The 22413-nt window shown below is 61.6% G+C and carries 18 protein-coding genes and 1 tRNA gene; 12 read left to right on the top strand and 7 right to left on the bottom strand.

The window, feature by feature from the left end:
• Positions 1-88: 88 nt before the first annotated feature.
• Genes HMPREF3175_RS07870 through HMPREF3175_RS07860 form a run of 3 tightly spaced genes read left to right on the top strand, consistent with a single transcriptional unit; the run spans position 89 to position 3079 of the window.
• Positions 89-1237 (top strand): ABC transporter permease, encoded by a 1149-nt coding sequence (locus tag HMPREF3175_RS07870; RefSeq protein ID WP_083289502.1) that lies wholly within the window; start codon positions 89-91, stop codon positions 1235-1237.
• Positions 1230-2324, top strand: coding sequence for an iron chelate uptake ABC transporter family permease subunit (locus HMPREF3175_RS07865; protein WP_239445963.1), 1095 nt, complete (start codon positions 1230-1232; stop codon positions 2322-2324). The genes HMPREF3175_RS07870 and HMPREF3175_RS07865 overlap by 8 nt, the downstream gene beginning before the upstream one ends.
• Positions 2321-3079, top strand: a complete 759-nt coding sequence (locus HMPREF3175_RS07860; protein ID WP_035756268.1) for an iron ABC transporter ATP-binding protein — start codon at positions 2321-2323, stop codon at positions 3077-3079. The genes HMPREF3175_RS07865 and HMPREF3175_RS07860 overlap by 4 nt, the downstream gene beginning before the upstream one ends.
• 51 nt (positions 3080-3130) lie before the next feature.
• Here the strand turns inward: HMPREF3175_RS07860 and HMPREF3175_RS07855 are convergent, their stop codons facing one another.
• Positions 3131-4405, bottom strand: coding sequence for a mechanosensitive ion channel family protein (locus HMPREF3175_RS07855; RefSeq protein ID WP_083285428.1), 1275 nt, complete (start codon positions 4403-4405; stop codon positions 3131-3133).
• A gap of 250 nt (positions 4406-4655) precedes the next feature.
• Here HMPREF3175_RS07855 and HMPREF3175_RS07850 point away from each other — a divergent pair, with 250 nt between their 5' ends.
• The gene (locus HMPREF3175_RS07850; RefSeq protein WP_083285429.1) at positions 4656-5963 is read left to right on the top strand and encodes an acyl-CoA dehydrogenase family protein; all 1308 of its coding nucleotides are present in this window, start codon (positions 4656-4658) and stop codon (positions 5961-5963) included.
• A gap of 98 nt (positions 5964-6061) precedes the next feature.
• On the opposite strand, the gene HMPREF3175_RS07845 is transcribed toward HMPREF3175_RS07850, so the two are convergent.
• Positions 6062-6853 carry an alpha/beta fold hydrolase gene (locus HMPREF3175_RS07845; RefSeq protein WP_070491688.1) on the bottom strand — a complete coding sequence of 264 codons (792 nt, stop codon included), beginning with the start codon at positions 6851-6853 and terminating at the stop codon, positions 6062-6064.
• 57 nt (positions 6854-6910) lie between these two features.
• Here HMPREF3175_RS07845 and HMPREF3175_RS07840 point away from each other — a divergent pair, with 57 nt between their 5' ends.
• Entirely contained in the window at positions 6911-8197 is a 1287-nt protein-coding gene (locus tag HMPREF3175_RS07840; RefSeq protein WP_083289501.1) for an AI-2E family transporter, read from the top strand.
• Here the strand turns inward: HMPREF3175_RS07840 and HMPREF3175_RS10545 are convergent.
• The gene (locus HMPREF3175_RS10545; protein ID WP_256276334.1) at positions 8194-8322 is read right to left on the bottom strand and encodes a hypothetical protein; all 129 of its coding nucleotides are present in this window, start codon (positions 8320-8322) and stop codon (positions 8194-8196) included. The two genes, HMPREF3175_RS07840 and HMPREF3175_RS10545, sit on opposite strands and share 4 nt — an antisense overlap.
• Before the next feature lie 14 nt (positions 8323-8336).
• On the opposite strand from HMPREF3175_RS10545, the gene HMPREF3175_RS07835 reads away from it, so the two are divergent.
• The 5 genes from HMPREF3175_RS07835 to HMPREF3175_RS07815 all read left to right on the top strand — a co-directional run bounded on the left by HMPREF3175_RS07835 (position 8337) and on the right by HMPREF3175_RS07815 (position 13242).
• Positions 8337-8744, top strand: coding sequence for an RNA-binding S4 domain-containing protein (locus HMPREF3175_RS07835; protein WP_070491686.1), 408 nt, complete (start codon positions 8337-8339; stop codon positions 8742-8744).
• Between the two features lie 255 nt (positions 8745-8999).
• A complete protein-coding gene (locus HMPREF3175_RS07830; protein ID WP_035756264.1) occupies positions 9000-9203 on the top strand; it encodes a cold-shock protein in 204 nt (67 codons plus the stop codon).
• Positions 9204-9429: 226 nt separating this feature from the next.
• Positions 9430-10980, top strand: coding sequence for an FMN-binding glutamate synthase family protein (locus tag HMPREF3175_RS07825; RefSeq protein WP_070491684.1), 1551 nt, complete (start codon positions 9430-9432; stop codon positions 10978-10980).
• 129 nt (positions 10981-11109) lie between these two features.
• Positions 11110-12144: an LLM class flavin-dependent oxidoreductase gene (locus tag HMPREF3175_RS07820; protein WP_070491682.1), complete on the top strand. Its 1035-nt coding sequence runs from the start codon at positions 11110-11112 to the stop codon at positions 12142-12144.
• 12 nt (positions 12145-12156) lie between these two features.
• Positions 12157-13242, top strand: coding sequence for an enoyl-CoA hydratase/isomerase family protein (locus HMPREF3175_RS07815; RefSeq protein ID WP_070491680.1), 1086 nt, complete (start codon positions 12157-12159; stop codon positions 13240-13242).
• A 129-nt stretch (positions 13243-13371) separates the two neighbouring features.
• On the opposite strand, the gene HMPREF3175_RS07810 is transcribed toward HMPREF3175_RS07815, so the two are convergent.
• Positions 13372-16983: a bifunctional proline dehydrogenase/L-glutamate gamma-semialdehyde dehydrogenase gene (locus tag HMPREF3175_RS07810; RefSeq protein WP_070491678.1), complete on the bottom strand. Its 3612-nt coding sequence runs from the start codon at positions 16981-16983 to the stop codon at positions 13372-13374.
• 178 nt (positions 16984-17161) lie between these two features.
• On the opposite strand from HMPREF3175_RS07810, the gene HMPREF3175_RS07805 reads away from it, so the two are divergent.
• Positions 17162-17434, top strand: coding sequence for a GlsB/YeaQ/YmgE family stress response membrane protein (locus tag HMPREF3175_RS07805; protein ID WP_370991852.1), 273 nt, complete (start codon positions 17162-17164; stop codon positions 17432-17434).
• 154 nt (positions 17435-17588) lie between these two features.
• On the opposite strand, the gene HMPREF3175_RS07800 is transcribed toward HMPREF3175_RS07805, so the two are convergent.
• Together HMPREF3175_RS07800 and HMPREF3175_RS07795 are read right to left on the bottom strand one after the other, a co-directional pair.
• Complete coding sequence (locus HMPREF3175_RS07800; protein ID WP_070491676.1) at positions 17589-19109, bottom strand: MFS transporter; 1521 nt, start codon at positions 19107-19109, stop codon at positions 17589-17591.
• Positions 19110-19157: 48 nt separating this feature from the next.
• Positions 19158-20639, bottom strand: a complete 1482-nt coding sequence (locus HMPREF3175_RS07795) for an AI-2E family transporter (protein ID WP_070491674.1) — start codon at positions 20637-20639, stop codon at positions 19158-19160.
• Between the two features lie 299 nt (positions 20640-20938).
• On the opposite strand from HMPREF3175_RS07795, the gene HMPREF3175_RS07790 reads away from it, so the two are divergent.
• Positions 20939-21011, top strand: a tRNA-Ala gene (locus HMPREF3175_RS07790).
• 47 nt (positions 21012-21058) lie between these two features.
• On the opposite strand, the gene HMPREF3175_RS07785 is transcribed toward HMPREF3175_RS07790, so the two are convergent.
• The gene (locus HMPREF3175_RS07785; RefSeq protein WP_256276333.1) at positions 21059-22249 is read right to left on the bottom strand and encodes an IS481 family transposase; all 1191 of its coding nucleotides are present in this window, start codon (positions 22247-22249) and stop codon (positions 21059-21061) included.
• Positions 22250-22413 lie beyond the last annotated feature (164 nt).

Raw genomic sequence — 22413 nt, 5'->3', positions numbered from 1 at the left:
GGCTCACCAGTTGGGTCGAAGACTCTACAGGTGAGCGTATCTGGGGCACCACTGCAGTGTTGAACCACGAATATCTCGGTGTTAAACCATGACTAAAACAACTACAAGCATCCCGCCCCGGGCGAAGCGTGAGTCTTCACCGGGGCCTCGCCGTGTCACTTTCGGTCCAGCTGATCAGTCTCTGGCGACCCGATGGTGGGTCTTATTGCTCGCTCTTTTCGCGGTTCTTGGCCTCGCGGCCCTCTCGCTCTTCGTTGGCGCGTCCTCACTGTCTCTATCTGACCTGCTTGCCGGGAAGCAGGAAGCCGAGGAGGTCTTCTGGATCTCGCGCGTCCCCCGCACCGTAGCGGCCCTGCTTGCTGGCGCTGCGGTAGCGATCTCCGGTCTCATCATGCAGCAGCTGGCACGCAACCGTTTTGTTGAACCGCACATGGTCGGCTCAACCGAATCCGCGATGCTAGGTATCCTCGCTGTCACGATCTTTGTTCCGGCCATGCCAGTGATCGGCAAAATGGGTGTCGCCACCATCTTCTCTCTGGTCGGCACCGCTCTGTTCCTCGCGATCATCAACAACCTCCCAACCCGCGCAACGCTGCTGATCCCGTTGGTTGGCATCATGCTCGGCGGCGTGATCTCCGCAGCCGCAACGTTTGTGGCTTACCGCAACGACCTCCTCCAGACCTTGAACGCCTGGATGATCGGAGACCTCTCCGGCATCATCCAAGGCCGTTATGAGCTGCTGTGGATCGTCGCGGTCGTCGGCCTCGTAGGCTATATCGCGGCAGACCGTTTCACCGCCGCGGGCCTCGGTAGCGACTTCTGCACCTCGATCGGCATGAACTACAAGGTCACGGTCCGCCTCGGTATGGCTGTCGTCGCGCTCATCTCCGCGGTGAGCGTCACCACCGTAGGAGCACTCCCCTTCCTGGGGCTTGTGGTCCCGAACATCGTCTCCGCCATCGTGGGCGACCACCTGCGCCGCGCGGTCCCCTGGACCGCACTCTTGGGCGCCGGCATGGTGCTGGCCTGCGACATCACCGGCCGACTCATCCGCATCCCGTACGAAATCCCGGTGGGCATGATCATGTCCGTATTGGGTTCCATCGTGTTCCTCAGCATGATCATCCACCAGCGCTACCAGAACGTCCCGCCGTCCTCGAAGAAGCGCGCCCGCCAGGCCGCTAAGAAAGCCCTGGCGATGCGCAAGCGCGCCGAACAGGAGGCTGCAGGTGCCTAATCAACACACAGCAGCTCATGACAACGCAGCAGCTCATGACAAAACAGCGGCTACGCAACAGCTGGCCTCTGCTTCGAGCGCCACGACCCTGGATGAACTGATTGCCGAAGGTGTCAAAGCTGAACGGCGCGACGCGCGGCGCGGCTGGATCTGGATCGCCGCACTGAGCGCCGGACTGCTGATTGCGGTTGCGGTGTTCCTCACGTGGGATCTGATGGGTGCGCTCGAATTCGCACTGAAGCTGCGTGGCACCCGTGTGGGCGCGATGCTCGTATGTGCTGTCGCTATCGCGGTTTCCACCGTCGCGTTCCAGACCGTCACCGCCAACAGGATCCTGACCCCATCCATCATGGGTATGGATGCGCTCTATATCCTGCTGCAGACCACCGCGGTATTCGTTCTGGGTGGTACCGCATGGATGACCGCTTCCCCACTGCTGCGTTTCGGCATCGAGTTGGGGCTCATGGTCCTGTTCGCTGTGTTGCTCTACCGGTGGATGTTCACTGGGCGTACCGCCAACCTGCACCTCATGCTGCTGGTGGGTATCGTGTTGGGGACCCTGTTCCGCGGCATCTCGGCTCTCCTGCAGAAACTGCTGGATCCAAGCGAGTTCACGCAGCTTCAGGACCTGTTTTTCGCGTCTTTCAACCGGGTTGACCCTAACCTTCTGACTGCCGCGGCGATCGTGGTGGGGGTCGCGGTGTTCTTCGCGTGGCGTATGCGCCACACACTGGATGCGATGGCGCTGGGCCGCGACATGGCAACCAGCTTAGGCATCAACCACCAACGGGTCACCACCATCGTGCTGATCTTGTCTGCCGTGATGGTTGCAACCTGTACCGCGCTGGTTGGGCCGATCACGTTCTTCGGCCTGCTCGTGGTCTCGCTCGCCTACCAAGCGCTACCGGGCGCGGGCCACGGGACCCTGTTCATTGTGTCCTCGCTGATCGGTGCGTTCGCTTTGGTTGTGGGTCAGTTCATTGTTGAGCGGCTCGCGGGTCATTCGACCACGCTGTCTGTTGTGATTGAGTTTGCCGGTGGCATTGTGTTCATCGCGCTGTTGCTGAAGGGATCGTTGAAGTCATGATTGAAATCAATAAGGTTTCCAAGCAGTATGGCGCCACCACAGTGGTCGATGAGGTCACCACAGTGATCCCGGCTGGCGGGCTCACGAGCATCATCGGCCCCAACGGCGCCGGCAAGTCCACGCTGCTTTCGATGGTGTCGCGCCTGATCCCGATGGAGGAGGGCAACGTCAAAGTCGATGGCTTGGATGTGTCCACGACGCCGTCGAAAACGTTGGCGAAGAAGCTCGCTATCTTGCGGCAGGACAACCATGTTTCGCTCCGGTTGCGTGTGCGCGACCTCGTGGGTTTCGGTCGCTTCCCGCATAACGGCGGCCAAGCCACGCGTGAGGACCGCGCGATCATCGCTCAAGCAATGCAGGAAATGGACATCACGCCGCTGGCGTTCAAATACCTCGACGAGCTATCAGGCGGGCAGCGTCAGCGCGCGTTCATCGCGATGGTTTTGGCGCAAGACACCGACTACATCCTGTTGGATGAGCCGCTCAACAACCTGGACATGCGCCACTCGGTCGAGATGATGAAGCTCATGCGCCGCCTTGTTGATGAGCAAGGTAAGACGGTGGTTGTGGTGATGCACGACATCAACTTCGCCTCCGTGTATTCGGACACGATCGTGGCGATGCGCGATGGCCGCTTGGTTCAGCAGAGCAGCCCGGAAGAACTCATGACCACCGAACGGCTCGCTGAGGTGTATCAGATGCAGATCCCGATCCACGAGATCGACGGTAAACGCATCGGCGTCTACTACGGCTAGGTTGCTTTTGGGCTAGCTCCGGTTCCGCCGGTGAGCTTTGGCTACGCTGGCTCAGGCTGGCGGCTGGCTGCCGGGCACAACTTTCGGGAGGGCGTCCGGGTATTTCTGCATGACTTCGTCTACGAGGTGTTCGCGGATGTAGTTTTTCAGATCCCAGAGGTCGCCCGGGTTGCGGGCGCTCACCACGACGGTGAGTTGCATGTTGCCGCCGGCCGCGTTGGTCACAACGGTCTCACTGAAGCGGCCGTCCCACAGCTCAGTTGCGTCCAGTAGCTGTTCAACGCGTTTACGCAGTGCCGTAACGGGTGCATCCCACGAGAGGTCCAGGACCACCGAGCCCTTGATTTCTTCCCCGCCTCGCGACCAGTTTTCAAACGGCGTGGTGGTGAAGTAGGTAGACGGCAGAATCATTTTGCGGCCGTCCACGAGCTTGACCACAACGTATGTCAGCGTGATCTCTTTGACGTTGCCGCGTTGGCCTTCCACCACCACGATGTCTTCAACACGGATCGCGTCCGAGAACGCGAGCTGCAAGCCAGCGAACACGTTGGTCAGCACTCCCTGAACCGCGAGGCCTGCAACCACGGAGATCAAACCGGCGGACGCGAGAACGGTTGCACCCATCGCGCGCACGCTCGGGATCATGAGTAGCACCGCGCCCACGCCGAGCACGAGCACGATCGCGGTCACGAGCCGCCGCATCAACGTCATCTGGGTACGCAGCTTGGCTACCTGCCGCGGGTCCCCGGATTCCTCATAGTGCACAATCACGGAGATTTCGACCACCGAAAGCACCGTGACCGCAAGCCACGTGATCGAAGCGACGGCCGCGACTTTGAGGATCACAGCCAACGGGATCGATATTTCTTCATCCCGGAACACCCCCGGGGTCCCGAACATGAGTCCCACCGAAAGCAGGAGGCAGAACACAGGGATTTGGAGGCGGCCTAGCTGCTCCTTGACCCGCGGGCGCTTACGCAGGATCCGCGCGAAGATGAACCACACGAGCCATGTGATGACTAACGATGCGACGATCGGAATGCCGAACGCGAGCCACGGCCGCACCACATTCGGTGCGCTCTCGACGATCGGCTCGAGCCCGGGAAGCGTCGGCTTGTCCGGATCAGGCTCCAGGAAGCCGCTCGGGCTTGAGCTTGGATCCTTGCTGGGGTCTGTTGAGGACGGGTCGCTTGAGGGCTTCCCAGATTCCGATGCGCCAGGTTCCTCAGACGGTTTTGGAGATTCCGATTCACCGGGGCTCTGACCATCGCTGGGGCTCGCTTTTTCTGCAGGCAAGGCCGTCAACAAGGTTGCTAGGAATCTCATAACTGTCAGCGTTTCACAAGTTTCTGATGGATTCCTTGAAGTGTTGCGGTAAGGCGCGGTAAACGCGCACTGCGCTGTCGGCTGCATTGGCGCGTTCTCTACGCACCTTAGGCAGGCCTAGCCCTAGTCAGATGAACGCGCGAACGTTAGGCTGGTCACATTAGGTTACTTGGGGGTAACTGCCGGCCGTACCGCATAGTCGCTGCTGTTGCCGTTGCCCTCCGCTCACGTCTTCGTTTCAGGAGTTCTCATGACTGACGCTTCCACCTCCCCACCGCAGCCATCATCGTCGCAGCCAGCGCAGCAAGCATCCACATCGCGCCCTGCTTCGCTCACGGAGCCGGATTACGATCTGTACGCGGCCGGCCCTGACGCGCCGAACGCTGATCCGGCGGGGGTTTTCAAAGATTTACCTGAGAGTGCGCGTGCCGTGCGGGAGCGGGCGCGCGCTTTCGCGCTCGAGAAGGTCGCGCCGGTGATCGATGACTACTGGCACCGCGGCGAGTATCCGGCGCATCTGACCAAGGAACTCGGCGAGGCTGATCTGCTGCGCGACGGCATCGCGGTGGATGGCCGTGAAGGCTGGAGCCGGCTTGAGGCCGCGATGGTCGGCATGGAGCTGGGCCGCGTAGACCTCTCGGTGTCCACCATCGTGGGTGTCCAGGGTGGCTTGGCTCTGCGTTCGATCGACCTGTGCGGCTCCGAGGAACAGAAGCAGAAGTGGGGTCCGGCACTTGCCGAAGGCAGTGTTGCTGGCGCGTTCGCCCTGACGGAGCCAACCCACGGCTCGGATTCGATCGGCCTGGAGACCATGGCTACTAAGGTCGATGGCGGGTGGCGCATCACTGGCGCCAAGAAGTGGATCGGTAACGGGGCGATCGGTCCGGAGTTCGGTGCGCCGGCCATCTCGGTCGTGTGGGCTCGTGATACCGATGACGGCCAGGTCAAAGGCTTCATTGTCCCGCAGGATGCGGAGGGCTACAGCGCGTTCCATTTGAAGGAGAAAATCGCTCTGCGTTGCTTGTGGCAGGCCGAAATTGATCTGCAGGATGTGTTCGTTCCAGAGGAGAACGTGCTGCCGGGCGCGCAGTCCTTCAAGAACACGGCGCAGGTTTTGTTCGCTACCCGCCTCGGTGTTGCGTGGGCCGCCGTGGGTGCGGCGATGGGCGCGTACGAGGTCGCCGCGCAGTACGCGAGCAAGCGCATGCAGTTTGGCCGCCCGCTGGCTCATTCCCAGATTGTGAACGAGCGTTTGGCGCGCATGCAGTCCACGCTCGTTCAGGCGCAGCTTTTGGCTCTGCACTGCACCGAGTTGGAGGACCGCGGTGAGCTCTCCGGCGAGCTTGCATCGCTGGCTAAGTTCACGTCCACGCGTGCGGCCCGTTCGATTGCCGCCGATGCGCGTGACCTTCTGGGCGGCAACGGCATCCTGATCAAGAACCGGGTGGCACGCCACTTCGCCGACATCGAGGCGCTGCACACCTATGAAGGCACCGAAACTGTGCAGGCGTTGCTGATCGGGCGTGGCGTGACCGGCAAATCCACTTTCGCCGGTTAGCTGCTCCGGGACATCGTGGTGCGCCGGGCAACGTGGGGCGCCGGGCATCGCGGTGCGCCCGGCATCGCGCAGGCTAGCCCCGCCTGTATCAACCCGGGCTAACCCAGCCCAGGGTAGTTCTTATCGAGGAACGGTTTGATGACGGCGAGGTTGTCTTGCGCATAGAACAAGGTACCCGCGTGGTTGCGTCCAGGCAGTGGATGGAACGTGCAGTTCTGAGCGAGCTGTGCTTCATCTTGTGAGTCTGCGTAACGGCGCGGGTCCTTGTCTCCGGCCATCGTGAGCACGGGTGCGCTGACCTGGGCGATGAGCGTGTCCGGGATGGTTTTCTCTGCTGTTTCCATCTCGGTGAACATCGCGTAGAGCGCGAGCGGGTCGTTGGCTTTGAATGCGAGCGCGGTGGCGTGGTCTAGTCCTGGCCCGAAGCCCGCGACGAACGCGTCGATGTCTCCGGCACGCAAGGTTTCGAGGTAGCCGGGGAAGAAGATGTTTTGGACTTCACCGGTCTGCTTCCGGTGGCTTCCCCCGAGCGCAACGAAGGTCGTAAATCGGGTTGGCGCGGTGGTCATGAGCTGCCAGCCGGTGCGCGCCCCGAGCGAGTAACCGACCAGGCCCGCGGTAGCGATCTGTTCAGCATCCATCACGGCGAGCACGTCTTCAGCCATGCGCTCCATCGCATAGGCCTGCGGTTCGTGGGGTTTATCTGACTTGCCGTGGCCGCGCGCGTCGATGCGGATGTGGGTGTAGCCCGGCAGCCCCTTGAGGTAGCCCAGCCCACGCCAAATGACCCGCGACAGCGCCGATCCGTGCAGGAAAATCAGGACGGGCCCCTCCCCGGTTACCTCGTAGTAGATGCGGGTTCCGTCCGTGGGGTTGATTGCATAGCTCACGAGTTTGGATTCTAACTAACAGCCCGTGTCGGTGCGCATCGTGCCAAGATAGTAGACATGGATCAGCACGAAAGCACCGGTCAGCAAGAAGGCACAGGTCAACTAGACGGCACGCCTCAGCGCAAAACCCGCACTCACATTCCTGCCGCGGCGCAAAAGCCTGCGCCGGTGTCTGGCAGCACGGAGGCCAACACGTCGAACCATTTGCCGAGCGTGCGTCATCTGCCGAACCCCTGGAAGGACCGTTGGGGCCGCGCGGGTGCACGTAGCGCGCAGGTGCTGCTCATCATCGCGCTGGCCTCCGTCCTAATTTACGGGCTGATCCAGGTTTCGGTTCTCGTCATCCCTGTTTTGTTGGCGACCATCCTCGCGTGTGCGGCGTGGCCTGCGATCGAATGGTTGCGCCAACGCATGTCTGATACGTGGGCCGCCGTAGTGGTTGTGGTTGCCGCAGTGTTAGTTCTTGGTGGGATTGTTGGCGGGATCACCGCGACGGTCATCAGCCAGTGGAGCGGGCTAGTTGATAACGCGGTGCAGGGCTTCAACCAGACGCGTGAGATGGCGAACAAGATGGGCATCGAAATCAGCTCGAGCCAAGTGGATGAAGGGATCGAGCAGGTAAAGAAGTTCTTGACCAGCTCAACCTTCAGCACGGGCGCGGCGGCTGGATTGTCTTCGGCCAGCATGTTCTTCGCTGGCATGGGTACGTTCATTGTCACGATCGCGATCTTCTTGCGTGATGGCGACAAGATCTGGTCTTTCCTTCACTCATGGGTTCCTGAGTCTGCTCAGCCTACGTGGCATACGGCTGCGGTGCGTGCCCGTGACACATTCGGCGGTTATGTGCGTGGCACCGCGGTGATTGCAGCGGTCGATGCGGCAGGCATCGCCCTGGTCATGCTCGTGTTCGGTGTGCAGTTGTGGTTCCCGCTGGCGATCATCGTGTTCATCGGCGGCTTCATCCCGATCATGGGTGCGTTGGTCAGCTCGATCCTCGCCGCCCTCGTCGCTTTAGTGACCAACGGTTGGCTTCCAGCGCTGGCGATCATTATCGGTTCGATTGTTGTGAACCAGCTTGAAGGTAACCTCCTGCAGCCGCTCGTGATGGGTTCGGCTCTGCGGGTTCACGCGCTCGTCGTGCTGTTCGCCCTGACTGCGGGGACGGTTCTTGCCGGCATCATCGGTGCGCTGCTTGCCGTTCCGCTTACGGCTGCCGCGTGGGCCGCAATCAAGGTCTTCACCGGGAGGGAAACCAAGGTGGATGATCTCGAATACCGCAAGAGGAAGAAACGCGTCCGGAAGATCGCGAAGAAGCGCGCTAAGCGGGTCAAGCAGCTCGCCTAACGCGGGGCCTGCAGCAGGGCTACGCTGGTCTGCAGCAGGCCTGCGTTGGTCTGCAACAGGGCCGCATTAGTCTGCAACAAGCCCAGGCTGATCTGCTCCTCCCCTACCCAAACTCCGTACTGCATGTGAGGGTTCGTTCATGAAAGCTCGTATCGATGCGTGGTTGTGGTCCGTGCGCGTCTATAAGACGCGCTCGGAGGCCACCACCGCGTGCAGGGCGGGACATATTCGGGTCAATGGTGAGCCGGTCAAGGCGGCATATGCGATCAAGCCCGGCGATAACGTGCGCATCCGCCGGCATGGTTTCGATCGGCACCTGCAGGTTGTGAAGCCGCTCGCCAAGCGCGTCTCAGCGCAGGTCGCGGCCACCGCATACGTCGACCACACACCTGAGCGAGTCAAGCCCGCGATCCCGCAGGTGCCGGTCCGTCCGCGCGGCTCTGGCCGGCCCACCAAGAAGGAGCGCCGGCAGATGGATCAGCTGCGCGCATCGTGGGTTCCAACGGTTGAGAACATCGAGGATCTGGACCTCAATGCCGGCCTTTAACAGCACCCTGAACCTAAGCCGTAGCTGAGCTTCTCATGTGAGCCGATATGAATGCGCTGTGAGTTTATCGCCCCGCTAGAGTAATTCACTCCGAGACGGTAGCGTGAAAGCTACGTCTGTGCATATGCAGGCAGATCTTGTTCGCCGAAAGCAGTCCGGCACCGGTCAGCACACCGCGAGTCAAGGTAGTAGAACCGCCCATGCGTGGGCATAGGCCCGGCTTAACCGCTGGGTGTAGAAAGGACAAGGGCTCGTATGGCTTCTGGAACCGTCAAATGGTTCAACCCGGACAAGGGTTTCGGTTTCATCGCTCCGGATGATTCTTCGGATGACCTCTTCGCTCACTTCAGCGCAATCCAGACTACTGGCTTCCGCACCCTCGAAGAGGGCCAGCGCGTTGAATTCGTTGTAGCTGAGGGCCCGAAGGGTCTGCAGGCAACCGAGATCACCCCGCTGTAAGCGCACGCTACAACAGTGCATAATTACATAACATTCTTAACCCCAACGTGGCAGCCCTAGCATGGCACCCCGATGCGGTAACCCTAGTCGGTAGCCCCGTTATGGCGTCCACGTTGCGGTAGCCCCCGATGCGGCGAAAGCGAGCAGTAATCTGTTCAGCTTTCGCCGCATCGTACATTGAGGCGATAATCTGGGAACACCTCACCTCGCCAACAAGGGGAAGACTGTGGCAAACAAGAAGCTTAAAAAGCGTACGTGGGCTGCGATCGGTGCCGCTGCTGCCGTGAGTGGTGTGGCCGTTCGTGATCTACTCCAGAAGAAGAACGCGGTTCTGCGTAACTATCCGGTGCTGGGGCATGCGCGGTATCAGCTGGAGAAGATCCGCCCGATGATCCAGCAGTATTTCATTGAACGTGACTGGGATGGCCGCCCGTTCGACAAGACGACCCGAGACCTCATCAACGCACGCGCTGACGGCAAGAAGGCCGAGGAGGCTTTCGGTACGTTGGCGGAAGTCAACGAGGTCGGTTTCGAGTGGATGGTTCACTCGATGAACCCGCTCGAGCCGCCGCAGACCCCGCCTCGTGTTGAGATCGGTGGACCGGACTGTAAGCAGCCGTATTCGATGTCGTTGCTGAACATTTCCGCGATGAGCTTCGGTTCCCTCTCAGGTAACGCGATCACGGCCCTGAATAAGGGTGCGCGAATGGGTAATTTCGCGCACGATACCGGTGAGGGCGGGTTCACGCCGTACCACCAGCAGGGTGGCGACCTGATCCTCGAGGTCGGTACGGGTTATTTCGGTGTCCGCGATCAAAGCGGCAAGTTCGATCCGGAGCGTTTCCGTGATGTCTCCAGCAACGAGCAAATCAAGGCCGTTGAGATCAAGCTGTCCCAGGGCGCTAAGCCCGGCCTCGGTGGTGTCCTGCCTGGCCCGAAGGTGACGAAGGAGATCGCGGAGATCCGCGGCATCCCTGAGGGCGTGAAGTGTGTCTCCCCTCCGGGGCATTCAGCGTTCAAGACCCCGACCGAGCTGATCGAGTTCATCGCTAAGACCCGCGAACTCTCGGGCGGTAAGCCGACCGGATACAAGTTGTGCGTGACCTCCGTAGATGACGTCTTGGCGATGTGCAAAGCGATGATTGAGGTTGGCACGGCGCCGGACTTCATTGTGGTCGATGGCGCTGAGGGCGGTACCGGTGCCGCTCCGGTTGAGTTCGAAACCCACATGGGTATGCCGCTGACGCAGGGTCTCATGATTGTGCATAACGCTCTGGTGGGTGCCGGTTTGCGCGATAAGGTCAAGATCGGTGCTTCCGGCAAGATCGCTGAGGGTAACGCTATCGTCAAGCGCTTGATTCAGGGCGCTGACTTCACGAACTCGGCGCGCGGGATGATGCTCGCGCTGGGTTGCATCCAGTCTCTGCGTTGCGCTGAAGGTACCTGCCCTGTGGGTGTCGCGACCCAGAACCCGCGCCTTGAGCGCGGCCTGGACGTGGATGTGAAGGCTAATCGGGTCTATAACTTCCACCAGGCAACCGTTGCCCAGGCGATCAAGATCATGGCTTCGATGGGCGTGACCCGCCCTGAGGACCTCTCCCCTGCGATGTTGCGCCGCAACGTCTCCCCAGACAACAACGATTCCTTCGCTCGCCTGTTCACGTGGCTTGAACCAGGTGAACTGCTGAGCGATTCCCCACGCATGTGGAAGGAACACTGGGCGAACGCGAGCTCGAGCCGCTACGGGCTCGGCAACGCGACAACCGCCCGCGCTTAGCAGGGAGGCAGGCGCGGCGCGCGGGGCAAACGCGCCTTGCGTGAACGTGGGTTGCGCCCGGCCCGCGCCGGGCCCATACGTGGGCCAGGCCGGAATATTTCGTTTGAGGGCACCGTTGGAATAGCTAATATGGCTACTTCAACGGTGTCCCCTTCACCTTCAACTGACCACTCCACTGCCCCAGCGCTTTCGATGCTGGATTTGGTTCCTGCGCGCCGTAACGATGGTCCGCAGCAGCCCTTCGTCAACGCGGTTGAGCTCGCCCAAGCCGCGGAACGTACCGGCTACCAGAGCTTGTATTACGCCGAGCATCACAACATGCCTGAGATCGCATCGACGGCTACCGCGGTTTTGATGGGGCACGTCGCCGCCCGCACCGAGACGTTGGGTGTGGGTGCGGCCGGTGTGATGCTGACGAACCACGCCCCGCTCGTGGTGGCTGAGCAGTTCAAGATGCTCGAGGCCCTCTACCCTGGACGCATCCAGCTCGGCCTGGGCCGGGCTCCTGGTACGGATCAGGCGACGGTGCGCGCTCTGCGCCGCTCCCCTGAAGCCGCGGAGCATTTCCCTACTGACGTCATGGAGCTACTCGGGTATTTGGATGGCCCGTCGCGCATCCCTGGGGTCGAGGCGTTCCCGGCCACACCGGATGCCAGGATCCCAGTCACTATCCTGGGGTCCTCGCTCTACGGTGCGCAGCTGGCCGCCAAACTCGGACTCCCCTACTCTTTCGCCTCGCACTTCGCGCCAACCCACTTGCAGGAGGCGCTTGAGGTGTACCGGAGCGAGTTCAAACCGTCCGAGCGTCTGGAGAAGCCTCGCGTCACCGTGGCTGTTGGCGTTGTGGCCGCACCGACCGTGTCTGAGGCGAACCAGCAGTTCCAGCACGCGCTGCGCCGCCGCGTGCAGTCCATGCTGGGCAGGCATCGTCCGCAGCCTTTTACCGAGGCTGAGATCGACCAGATCCTGCAGATGCCGGCGGGTAACCAGGTGCGAAACATGATGAGCTATTCCGCGGTGGGCACGCCGGATCGTGTGGTTGAACAGCTCAAGAATATGGCCGAGGAGACGCAGGCTGATGAGCTGATTCTCGCCCACCAGGCCGTGGCGCATGAAGACCGGCTCGCCTCCGTCATCGCAACCGGCGAGGCCTGGCAGAAGTAACGGGAAGGATCCATGCAGATGCAAACTCACCTCGTGCACGCCAGCGTGCACCAAGGCTTGGGCCTCATCCGCCTCAACCGGCCTGAAAAGCTCAACGCTTTGACCCCTGAGATGGTCGATGCGGTCCACACTTCCCTCCGTACATGGCGGTATAACGGGGACGTCAAGGCCGTGGTTTTGCTGGGTGAGGGCGAACGTGGGCTCAGTGCGGGCGGTGACCTGCCGAATTTCCGCCGCATGCTCATGGCGGGCGAGGCCACGCAGATGCTGGGCATCTTGGCCGCCGAGTTCGAGCTGGCGGCCGCGATCCAGACCTACCCTAAGCCGGTGATCGCGTTCATGACCGGGGTCACGATGGGCGCGGGCTTCGGGCTGGCATCGGCGGCTTCGGTGCGGATTGTGACCCCGGATTCGCAGCTTGCGATGCCGGAGGTGCGCATCGGCTATGTTCCGGATGTGGGTGGTTCGCTGTGGCTGGGCCGGGCGCCGGGACGGGTCGGCGAACACATGGCGTTGACTGGAGATGCGGTGGGTGCCGGGGACGCTGTCGAGTTCGGTCTTGCTGATTTCTGCATCGAGCAGGATGCCGTGGATGACGTGCTCACCTCGATCGCTGACCTGTGTGCTTTGCCTGGCCAGGATTTGGCGGTGGGCCTGCACATCATGCATGGTGCGCCGCAGCGTTCTGAGTTGAATGTTCAGCGGGCCTGGATCGATGAGGCCTATTCCGGCAGTGATGTCGCCCAAATCCTGAAGAATCTGGATGCTTCCCCGTGGCCGGCAGCCGCGAAGGCTGCCGAGCGGATCCGCGCTAACGCACCGATCGCGTGTGAGATCGCTTTGCAGCTCGTGCGTGAATCCCGCGCTGAAGACGAACTGCGGGGCGCGCTTGAACGTGAGCACCGTGCGGCGTCCTACGTCATGGACACCCCCGATGTTGTTGAGGGGATCCGCGCGCTGCTGATCGATAAAGACAAGTCACCGCAGTGGTCGGTGACCCGCGCCGAGGATGTCGATACAGACCGGGTGGCCCGCATGCTCGAACCCCAGGACGATGAGCTCGGCCTGTGGGACGACGGCGAAGACGGCGACTGGTAGCGCCGGCACTGACACCCGCCCGACGCTGTCCCGCCCCTGTTGCCTACTCACCAGCATTGACACTTGTGGCCCGCTCGAAACATTCGAGCGGGCCACAGTACTTCATCCCCTAGGCGCTATTCTGAGGCGCTACTTGCGGGTGACGTCGCCGAGTGCTTCGCTGGCGAGCTTGTTGACGGTGCCGTAGCGGTGCGCGGTCATGGTCACGGACTGTTCGCGCACGAATGGCAGCATTTCGATGCGGCCCGAACGTGTGACCGGGTGCGCGTTGACTGCGAGGTCCGGGGCTTGGGTCGTGGCCTCGCGGGTCGCCTGAACCAGCGCGTCCATCTCTTCTGTTCCTTCGCGGCCGATGAGGCGCACGCGGCTTCCGTCCGGGTTCGCGGACAGCTGCCGGCAGGTTTCGAGCCAGGCTTCTTCGTCTTCGATGACGACCGCTGCACCCAGCTGACGGTAGGCATCGGCGATACCGATGGGTGCCTCGTCTGGCAGTGAGACTTCCATGCGCTGTTTAGCGCCGGTTCCTACGCGGTCGGTCACAGAGCGCAGTACGCGCCAGCCTGCGGCAACCACTCGTGCGAGCAGCACGAGGTCGGCTTCTTCGATGGTTGCCACGCGGATGCGTACCTTGACGGGACGGTAGCGCAGGCCGTTGACCTCAACGTCGAGTCCTGTGGCGTCTTGGAGGCCTTCGAAGAACTCGCTGTCCTTGGCGTCCTGCGCGAGTGCTTTTTCGAGCCAGGCCCGTGGTTCTTCGTTGAAGGTGTGGACCAGCATCGAGTAGTGCGGCGTGGATACGATGACCTCGCGGTCTGCTGGGCCGAGGCCGTGTTCGGAGTCTTCCCAGCGCAGCATCGACGGGACGTAGTTCGGGCCGCCGGCCTTGGTTCCGGTGCCGACCGCGGATTTCTTCCAGCCGCCGAACGGTTGACGCTGAACGATCGCGCCGGTGATACCGCGGTTGATGTAGAGGTTACCGGCCTCGATGTGCTGCTGCCAGTACCGGATTTCCTCGGCATCGAGTGAGTGGATGCCGCTGGTGAGGCCGTAGTCGATCTGGTTGACCCACTGGACGGCTTCTTCGAGGCTTTCGGCGTGCATGATGCCGGTGACGGGCCCGAAGTATTCGGTCAGGTGGAACTCGGAGCCGGGCTTCACGCCGGCGCGGATGCCTGGCGAGAACAGCTTGCCGGAGTCATCGAGCGGCTCCGGTTTGAGGACCCAGTTCTGCCCTGGCTCAAGCTGGGTGAGTCCGCGGCGTAGCTTCTCCCCTGGTTCTTCGATGACTGGCCCCATGATCGATTCGGGTTTCTCCGGATAGCCGACCACAAGCGAGTTCGCGGCGTCGACGATCTGGCGGTAGAGGCGCTCGGAGCGGGCTGCCTGGCCAACCAGGATCACCAGCGAGGCGGCCGAGCACTTCTGTCCGGCGTGGCCGAATGCGGAGTCGACGATGTCTTTCGCGGCGAGGTCGTAGTCCGCGGATGGGGTCACGATGATCGCGTTCTTGCCTGAGGTTTCTGCGAACAGCGGCAGGCCTGGGCGCATCTCGTGGAAGGCCTGAGCGGTTTCGTACGCGCCGGTGAGGATCACGCGGCCCACGCGTTCGTCGGTGATCATCGCGTCGCCGAGGTCGCGGGAGGAGGCGTCGATGAGTTGCAGGATCTCGCGTGGGAGCCCGGCTTCATCGAGCGCTTCCCAAATGCATTCGGTGAGCACTGCACCGCAGCGGATGGATGCGCGGGCTGGCTTGATCACTACCGCGCTGCCCGCGGCGAGCGCGGAGATGGTTGAGCCGGTTGGGATGGCTACGGGGAAGTTCCATGGCGGGGTCACGAGCGTGACTTTGTCCATGACGGGTTCCGCGCCGGCGATTGCGCCGAGGTTGCGTGCTTGTTCGGCGTAGTAGTTGCAGAAGTCGATGGCTTCGGAGACTTCCGGGTCGCCTTGGGCCAGTGTCTTGCCGGCTTCGGAGCCCATGACTTCGAGCAGGTCGGCGCGGCGGGCTTTCATTTTGTCTCCGGCGCGGTGGAGCACGTCGGCGCGTTGGTCTGGGGTGAGGCCTTGCCACACGTCGGCGGCTTTTTGGGCGGCGTCGTAGACCTCGTTGAGGCGTGTGGTGTCTTTGACTTTCGCTGCGGCTACGGTATCTGTGCCGAGGGTGCTGGTTGGGATGTTCTTGAGGATGTCTCCTCCCCAGAGGCGGTTCCATGCCAGGTCCGGGTCGGTGTCCGGTTCGTTGGTGAAGGTGCCGCCCCAGGTTGGTTGGGTGAAGTCTTCTTTGTTGCGGTCCTGGAAGCGGCGCGGTACGGGCGCCTCCGTCCATTCTGACAGGATGCTGACAGATTCGCGGAAGCGTTCCTCTTCCTGCTTGAACGCGGCAGGGTCTTCGTCGAGGTTGAAGACCTCGGACATGAAGTTGTCTTCAGTCGCGCCCTCTTCGAGGCGACGCACGAGGTAGGAGATCGCAACATCGAACTCATCCGGCTTGACCACCGGCGTGTAGAGCAGAAGCCGGCCCACATCCTGCCGCACCGCTTGGGCTTGCTGGCTTGCCATGCCCAGCAGCATCTCGAATTCGACGTCCTTGCCACCCGGTTCGATGCCGCGGGCACGCATCAGATGCAGGTGCAGCGCGATGTCGAAGAGGTTGTGGCCTGCGATGCCGAGGCGCACGTTCTTGACGTGGTCCTGGGTCAGTGCGTAGTCGAGGATCGCTTTATAGTTAGCGTCAGTGAGCTGCTTGGTTGACCACACGGTCTGGGTCCAGCCGCGCATCTGCGCTTCGACCTGTTCCATCGGCAGGTTCGCGCCCTTGACCAGGCGCACCTTGATAGGGGCCCCGCCGTTGGCCACGCGTTCCGCGGCGAAGCGCTGGAGGCGCTTCATGGCAGCGTAGGAATCCGGCAGGTAGGCCTGCAACACGATCCCGGCCTCAGTGTTTGTGAACTCGTCCTCGCTCAGCAGCTCGGTGAATACCGCGAGCGTGAGGTCGAGGTCCTTGTATTCCTCCATGTCAAGGTTGATGAAGGTGCGTGGACTGGAATTGTTGGCCGCGCGATACAGCGGGCGCAGGTGCTCCACGATGTCGGTCACGGCTTCGTCGAAGGCCCACGGGCTGTGCGGCGCCACGGTTGCGGAGACCTTGATGGATACGTAGTCCACGTCGGAGCGTTCGATGAGCTCCTTGGTGCCCTTGACGCGGTGCGCGGCCTGGTCTTCGCCGAGGATCGCTTCGCCCAGCAGGTTGATGTTGAGGTCAATGCCCTCAGTGCGTAGCTCCTTGATCGCTTTGGTGAGCTTGTCTGGGCGGGCATCCACGATGAGGTGGGAGACCATGTTACGAAGTGCGGCGCGGGCGGCCGGGATCACGACACGTGGGGCGAGTTTACCGAGAGTTCCCCCGGCTTTGACTGCGCTTTGGAGGTACCACGGCAGGAACGCTGGGACCTTCGCTGCGATCTCGTTGAGGGCTTTCGCGGCTGCCGCTGGGTCCTCGGTGCGAATCACGCGATCAACAAACCCGACCGTGAAGTCGAGGCCGTCTGGGTCAGAGAGCACGCCGGCGAGCTGTTGGGCCGCCTTATCGACGGGGTAATCGCGGGCTGCGGTGAGCCAGTCACGAACCTGCTGTACGGCTTCGTCTGTGAGGTCCCACGGGCGGATGAGTCCTTCCATGTCTGGCCCGTGCCAAGCGATGGGCCGGCGGGTGATTGATTCAGCCGTGTGGCGTCCCGTCATGCGTACGCACTCCTAACTTTCGTGTCAATAACTAACGTGTTTCCGTGGAAAATCTAGCTGGCGTCCAGGATGCTCTCAGCGTAATTTGAGCTTCTCCCTGGCTATATCTCTATTTTGCCGTAGGGTTGTAAGCAGAAGGCATCCTCAACGTGTGGGTGCTGTTTTATTCTGAAAGGCGGTGTTGGCTTTGGGTATTCTAGGTTGGATTCTAGTAGGTCTGATTGCTGGCGCTATTGGTAAGGCGATCATGGGCGACTCGATGGGAATCATCCCAACGCTCGTCGTCGGTATCATTGGTGGTCTTCTTGGTGGTTGGCTCGGTTCCGTTATTTTCGGTAAGGGAACCGGCGGTTTCTTCGAGTTGAGCACGTGGATCTGCGCGATCGCAGGTACCTGCATCCTGCTGGGTATCTTGGGAATCTTCTCCCGCGGCTCCGCACGCGCTAAGTAATAGACCTAGCTCTAGACAGCGGTGCCCTACCAGGTTTGACCTGGTAGGGCACCGTTCTTTAAGCCCGCTGACTTCTAGATGGCTGCTTGCACTGCGCGGTTGCGGCTCTGCGCTGGTTACCTGGCACCGGGCTATTGACGGGGCACCGACGTGTTTATTTGGCGTCGCGGGGTGTGCGCAGGCCGAAGTACACGGCGATGGATACCGCAAGCGCCAGCACGCCGGCGACTGTGGCGGTCACGGTGACGCCCGAGTCGAAGGCCTGCGATGCGGCCTGCAAGAGTTCTGCCGCGCGTTCGGGCGGGATGCCGGCCGCGACATCGTGCGCTGCCGCGAGCGAGGACGCGGCATGCTCGCCTTGGGCGTGACTCAGGGCCTCCGGTGGCACGAGGTGCGCGGTGTAGAGGGCGTTGAGCAGACCACCCAGAACGGCGGCCCCCATCACGGTGCCGAACTCGTACGCGGTTTCAGACATCGCGGACGCCGCACCCGCTTTTTCGGATGGGACAGCGGTGAGCACAAAGTCGTTCGAGAGGGTCTCCGCCATGCCAGCGCCAGCACCAATGAGGAGGAACGCGACCATCGGAACCCAGTCGCCTCGTCCCACGAACACCGCGAGGATCCCGTACGCGAGCGCACTGCACAGAAGACCTGCGACCATCGCGGCGACCGGGCCCGTTTTCCGGGCCACCGGAACAACGCCGAGACCAGCGAGAACCGTCATGACCATGCCGGGCAGCATGAATAGCGCGGCTTCAGCGGGGCTGCGGCCCTCAATGAGCTGTAGGTGCTGGGAGAGGTAGTAGAGGAAGCCCACGAGCGAGAACATCGCGAGCAGGTTGATGATCAGCGGGAGGGCGAACGCCTTGCGAGAGAGTAAGCGGACGTCCAGGAACGGGATCTCCGCACCCAGTTGGCGGCGCACGAAAACGAAGCCGGCAACCAGCGCGAACGCGATAGCGCCCAGGCCAACCCATAGCTGCTGCGGAAGGGCCTTGATCCCGTATGTGAGAGGAAGCAGGGTCGCCATAGCGAGCGCGATGCTCACAACATCGAGCGGGCCCGGGTTCGGGTCCTTCGACTCCGGCAGCAACAGAGGCGCGCCGATCAGGAACGGGAGCAGGTTCGGGACCGCCATAAGCAGGACCGAACCCCACCAGAAGAAGTTCAGCAGCAGTCCGCCGATGATCGGACCGAGCGCTGCGCCCGCAGAAAACGTGGCCGCCCAGATAGCGACAGCGGTGGTGCGTTCGCGAGGGTCCGGGAAGATATTGCGGATCAGGGACAGCGTGGCGGGCATGAGTGCCGCACCGAACACTGCTTGCAGCGCACGGAACACGATGAGCATCATCGGGCTCACAGAGAACGCAGCGATACCGGAGACCACCGCGAAACCGACCGCGCCGATCATCATGATGCGGCGGCGACCAATCCGGTCACCCAGGTTCCCCATCGGGACCAAGAGCCCCGCCAAAACCAGCGGGTAGATGTCCAGGACCCACAGTTGCTCGGTTGCGTTCGCGTGCAGTTCAACAGCGATTTCCGGAAGGGCCAGCACCATCACGGAGTTATCGACAGAAACCAGCAGGACAACAATCATGAGCAGCGCCAACGCGGCCCAACGCCGGCGGGCGCTCGGGATCAGCTGCTCGTATTTACCGTATTGGGGGGACATAAGCTTTCTCGAAAAACAACAAGTAACGGGAGCGCAGATGCGCTCGGGCTAGCCGCGGAGGATGGCTTTGCGTTCCCTCCAGGCGCGGGCTTTGCGTTCCGATAGCGGCATCGGCTGCTCATCCTCAGGGAGCGCAGAATCCGCTGGGACCGCGATGAAGGTGTTGAGCCATCGCGCGTTCGGGTCGGAATCGATGAGGAAGGATTTCAGCAACAGCGTTGCCGGCAGTGCGAGCAGGGCTCCGAGTGGGCCGAGGACCCAGACCCAGAACAGCAGGGACAGGAAGGACACGGTTGGGGTGACGCCCACGGATTCGCCGGCGAACTTCGGTTGGATGATCGATTGGATCACGAAGTTCAGGACCGAGTACGCGACGATCACCGCAACGGCCGAACCCCAGCCTTTCTCGAGGAAAGCCAGCAGTGCGGGTGGGATGAGGCCGATGAAGAACCCGACGTTGGGGATGTAGTTGGTGATGAAGGAGAGGATGCCCCATACCCACACCAGCGGGATGCCGAGCAGCCAGAGCGCGCCGACGTCGGCGATCGCGACGATGAGGCCGAACACGGTGGTGACGAGCCAGTAGCGGCGCACGCCGTAGGCGAAGTCGTTGGTGACGATGAGCGCGCGCGGCTTGGTGATGCGCAGCAGCTGCTGGCGGGCATGCAGGCCAGCGGAGTCCATCGCGAGGAACAGGGTCGCGATCACCAGGGTGGTCAGTAGCGCGAGGATTGAGGAGACGTTGGAGAACAGTGGCGCCAGCAGCGACATGACGTCGTTCGGCTGGATGGATTGCAGTGACTTGGTGATTTCGCTGAAGTCCAGGTTGAGTTCGAGCGCGGTCTTCTGGATCCATTGCCACGCTTCAACGAACTGTTCGTTATAGGACGGCATGAGTTGAATCAACGCGAGTAGCGACCACACGATGAGCCACACGAACAGCACCAGGATCACAAGCACCAGCAAGAGCGAGACCATCGCACCCACGAACGGTGGGACCCAGCGTTGCAGGAATTTCTGGACTGGGTACACCACGATCATGAGGTTCAGGCCCAGGAAGACCGGCGCGATGATGTCTTGCAGATCGCGCACGAACATGAGGATGATGCAGGTGGCGGCGAGCCCGAGCGTCACCTTGATGAACCGAGGCATACCGGCTTGTTGGTCTTCGCCCCACTTGCGGGCCTTACCGGCGGAGGCAGAGAACTCTTCTTTGGGTTTGCCGGCATCATCCAGCGGGATCACGCCGATGCTGCGGGCTGGCTTGAACTCGTCCGCGTCGGCGTCGGTGGCGGTGTCACGTGGCTCTTCCTGCGCGGCGGAGGTGGAGGCGCCTGCCGCATCGTCCGTTGCGCCTTTGGGTTGCGGGGCTTTGGGTTGCGGGGCTTCAGTTTGGGTGTCCGCAGGTTCGGCGTCTTCTGTTTTGGCGCCGTCTGGGTTTTCGGGGGTGGGGACGACGGGGATTTCGCCGGTCACAGCATCGTTCGAGTCTGCTGTGTATTCATCTGACGATTCTTGACGTTCAGACATACGCCTCTCCCCTAGGTTTAACGGATACTTCGGCTCATTCGCACACCATTCTATGGCGCGATGACGGCTGCGCGGCGAGTGTTGCGCTCCGGCGTCAAACGGATGTGTTTTCGGGTTGAGTTTGGATTAGGAGCAGGTGGGGCGCGAGCTCGTTTCGGGCCGGGTTTGGGTTCGGTTTGGGTTCGCCTATCGGGCGTGGTATGGTTTCATCTGTTCGCCGCGGCGCGGTCCAGTGAGGACCTGCGGACAGAGCGGACAGCGCAGGAACTATAAGTGAATTATTGTGGCTTCTGCTTTGCGGGGGTATGGCGCAGTTGGTAGCGCGTCTCCATGGCATGGAGAAGGTCAGGGGTTCGAATCCCCTTACCTCCACGTTGTAATGTGGTCGGGACATCGTTCACACGATGTCCCGACATTTTTTATGCTCTGGGGCTTTGATGTGTCGGGTCATCGTTCCGCTTTTTTGGTGGATGTGTCAGGACATCGTTCCGTTTTTTGGTGGGGTCGATGGTGTAGGCGCCAATGATTTCACCGGTCGTTTTGTTGATGGCGAGGGCTTCGGGGCCGTTGACGAGCAGGATGATGCGTTGTCGGTTGTGGGCGTGGCCGATGCCGAGGTGGCGTAGTTTTCCGGCGTAGCGGAGGGTGATTTTGCCGTGGCTGTCTACGCGGTCGTAACGGACTCGCCAGCAGCTGTTGCCGAGTGTGGTGGTGGGTTGGTCTTTGGGTGTGGCGGTGTAGGCCTGGTGGGGTGTTCGTCTGTCGATGGCTCGGTGTTTTCGTTGGGTGTTATAGAGGGTTTGGAAGTCGTGGAGTTGTTGTTGTAGGTCTTGGTGGGTTTGGGCTGGTGGTTGGGCTTTGAGCCATGTTTTCAGGGTGCGGTGGAAGCGTTCGATTTTTCCTTGGGTGGTGGGTTTTCCGGGGCGGCCGTTCTTTTGTTCGATGCTGAGGTCGGTGAGGAGTTGTTCGAAGGGGTTGGGTTGTTTATTGGTGGTGCGTCCTCCGGCTAGGCGTGTGGTGTAAACGAGTCCGTTATCGGTCAGGGTTGCTGCTGGGAGTCCGTGTGTCTCGGTGGCTTCTAGGAAGGTGTTGACCACGATGCGGCCGGTGATTCTGGGGTGGACGCTGATGTGGGTGAGGTAGCGGGAGTGGTCATCGAGCCAGGAGATGATTTCGGTGTCGGTGCCATCGGCTAGCGGCCAGTGTGTGAAGTCGGATTGCCACAGGCTGTTGGGGGCGGGTGCTTGGAATCGTTGCCATGAGGAGCGGGGCCGTTTTTGTGGTTGGGGTTGGATTGTCCCGGCTGTTTTCAAGATCCGGAAGATGGTGCTGGTTGAGGGGCGAGTCTTCTCTGGTAGCAGGTCATAGATGGTTTCAGCACCAGCGTCTAGGCCGTCTCGAAGGAGTTGGTGGCGTAGGGCGAGGATGGTTTCGCGTACCTCTTCTGGTGTCTGGTTGGGGTTGGTGTGCGGGCGTTTGGAATGTGGGTGGAGTGCCTCAAGCCCGCCGATACGGAAGCGTTTGAGCAAGGTCCTGATCCAACGGGTACTGACACCAAAATGTGTGGCTACGTCTTTGACGCTCATCCCGCCGTCAGTGATTGCTAGCACGATCGCTCTGTTGCGTGTGTATGTCATACCTCAGCATGCCCACCACACCCCACCCTGGTGGGAACGATGTCGTGACACATGGGTGAACGATGTCGTGACACATGCTTGGAAGGATGTCGTGAGAGATCTGTGGGTGGGTTGGAGTGGTGTGGGGTGAACGATGT

This window comes from Arthrobacter sp. HMSC08H08 (assembly GCF_001807575.1).
Taxonomy (GTDB): domain Bacteria; phylum Actinomycetota; class Actinomycetes; order Actinomycetales; family Micrococcaceae; genus Pseudoglutamicibacter; species Pseudoglutamicibacter albus.
The sequence above is the reverse complement of the archived record's forward strand: the minus strand, read 5'-3'. Positions and strand labels throughout refer to the sequence as shown.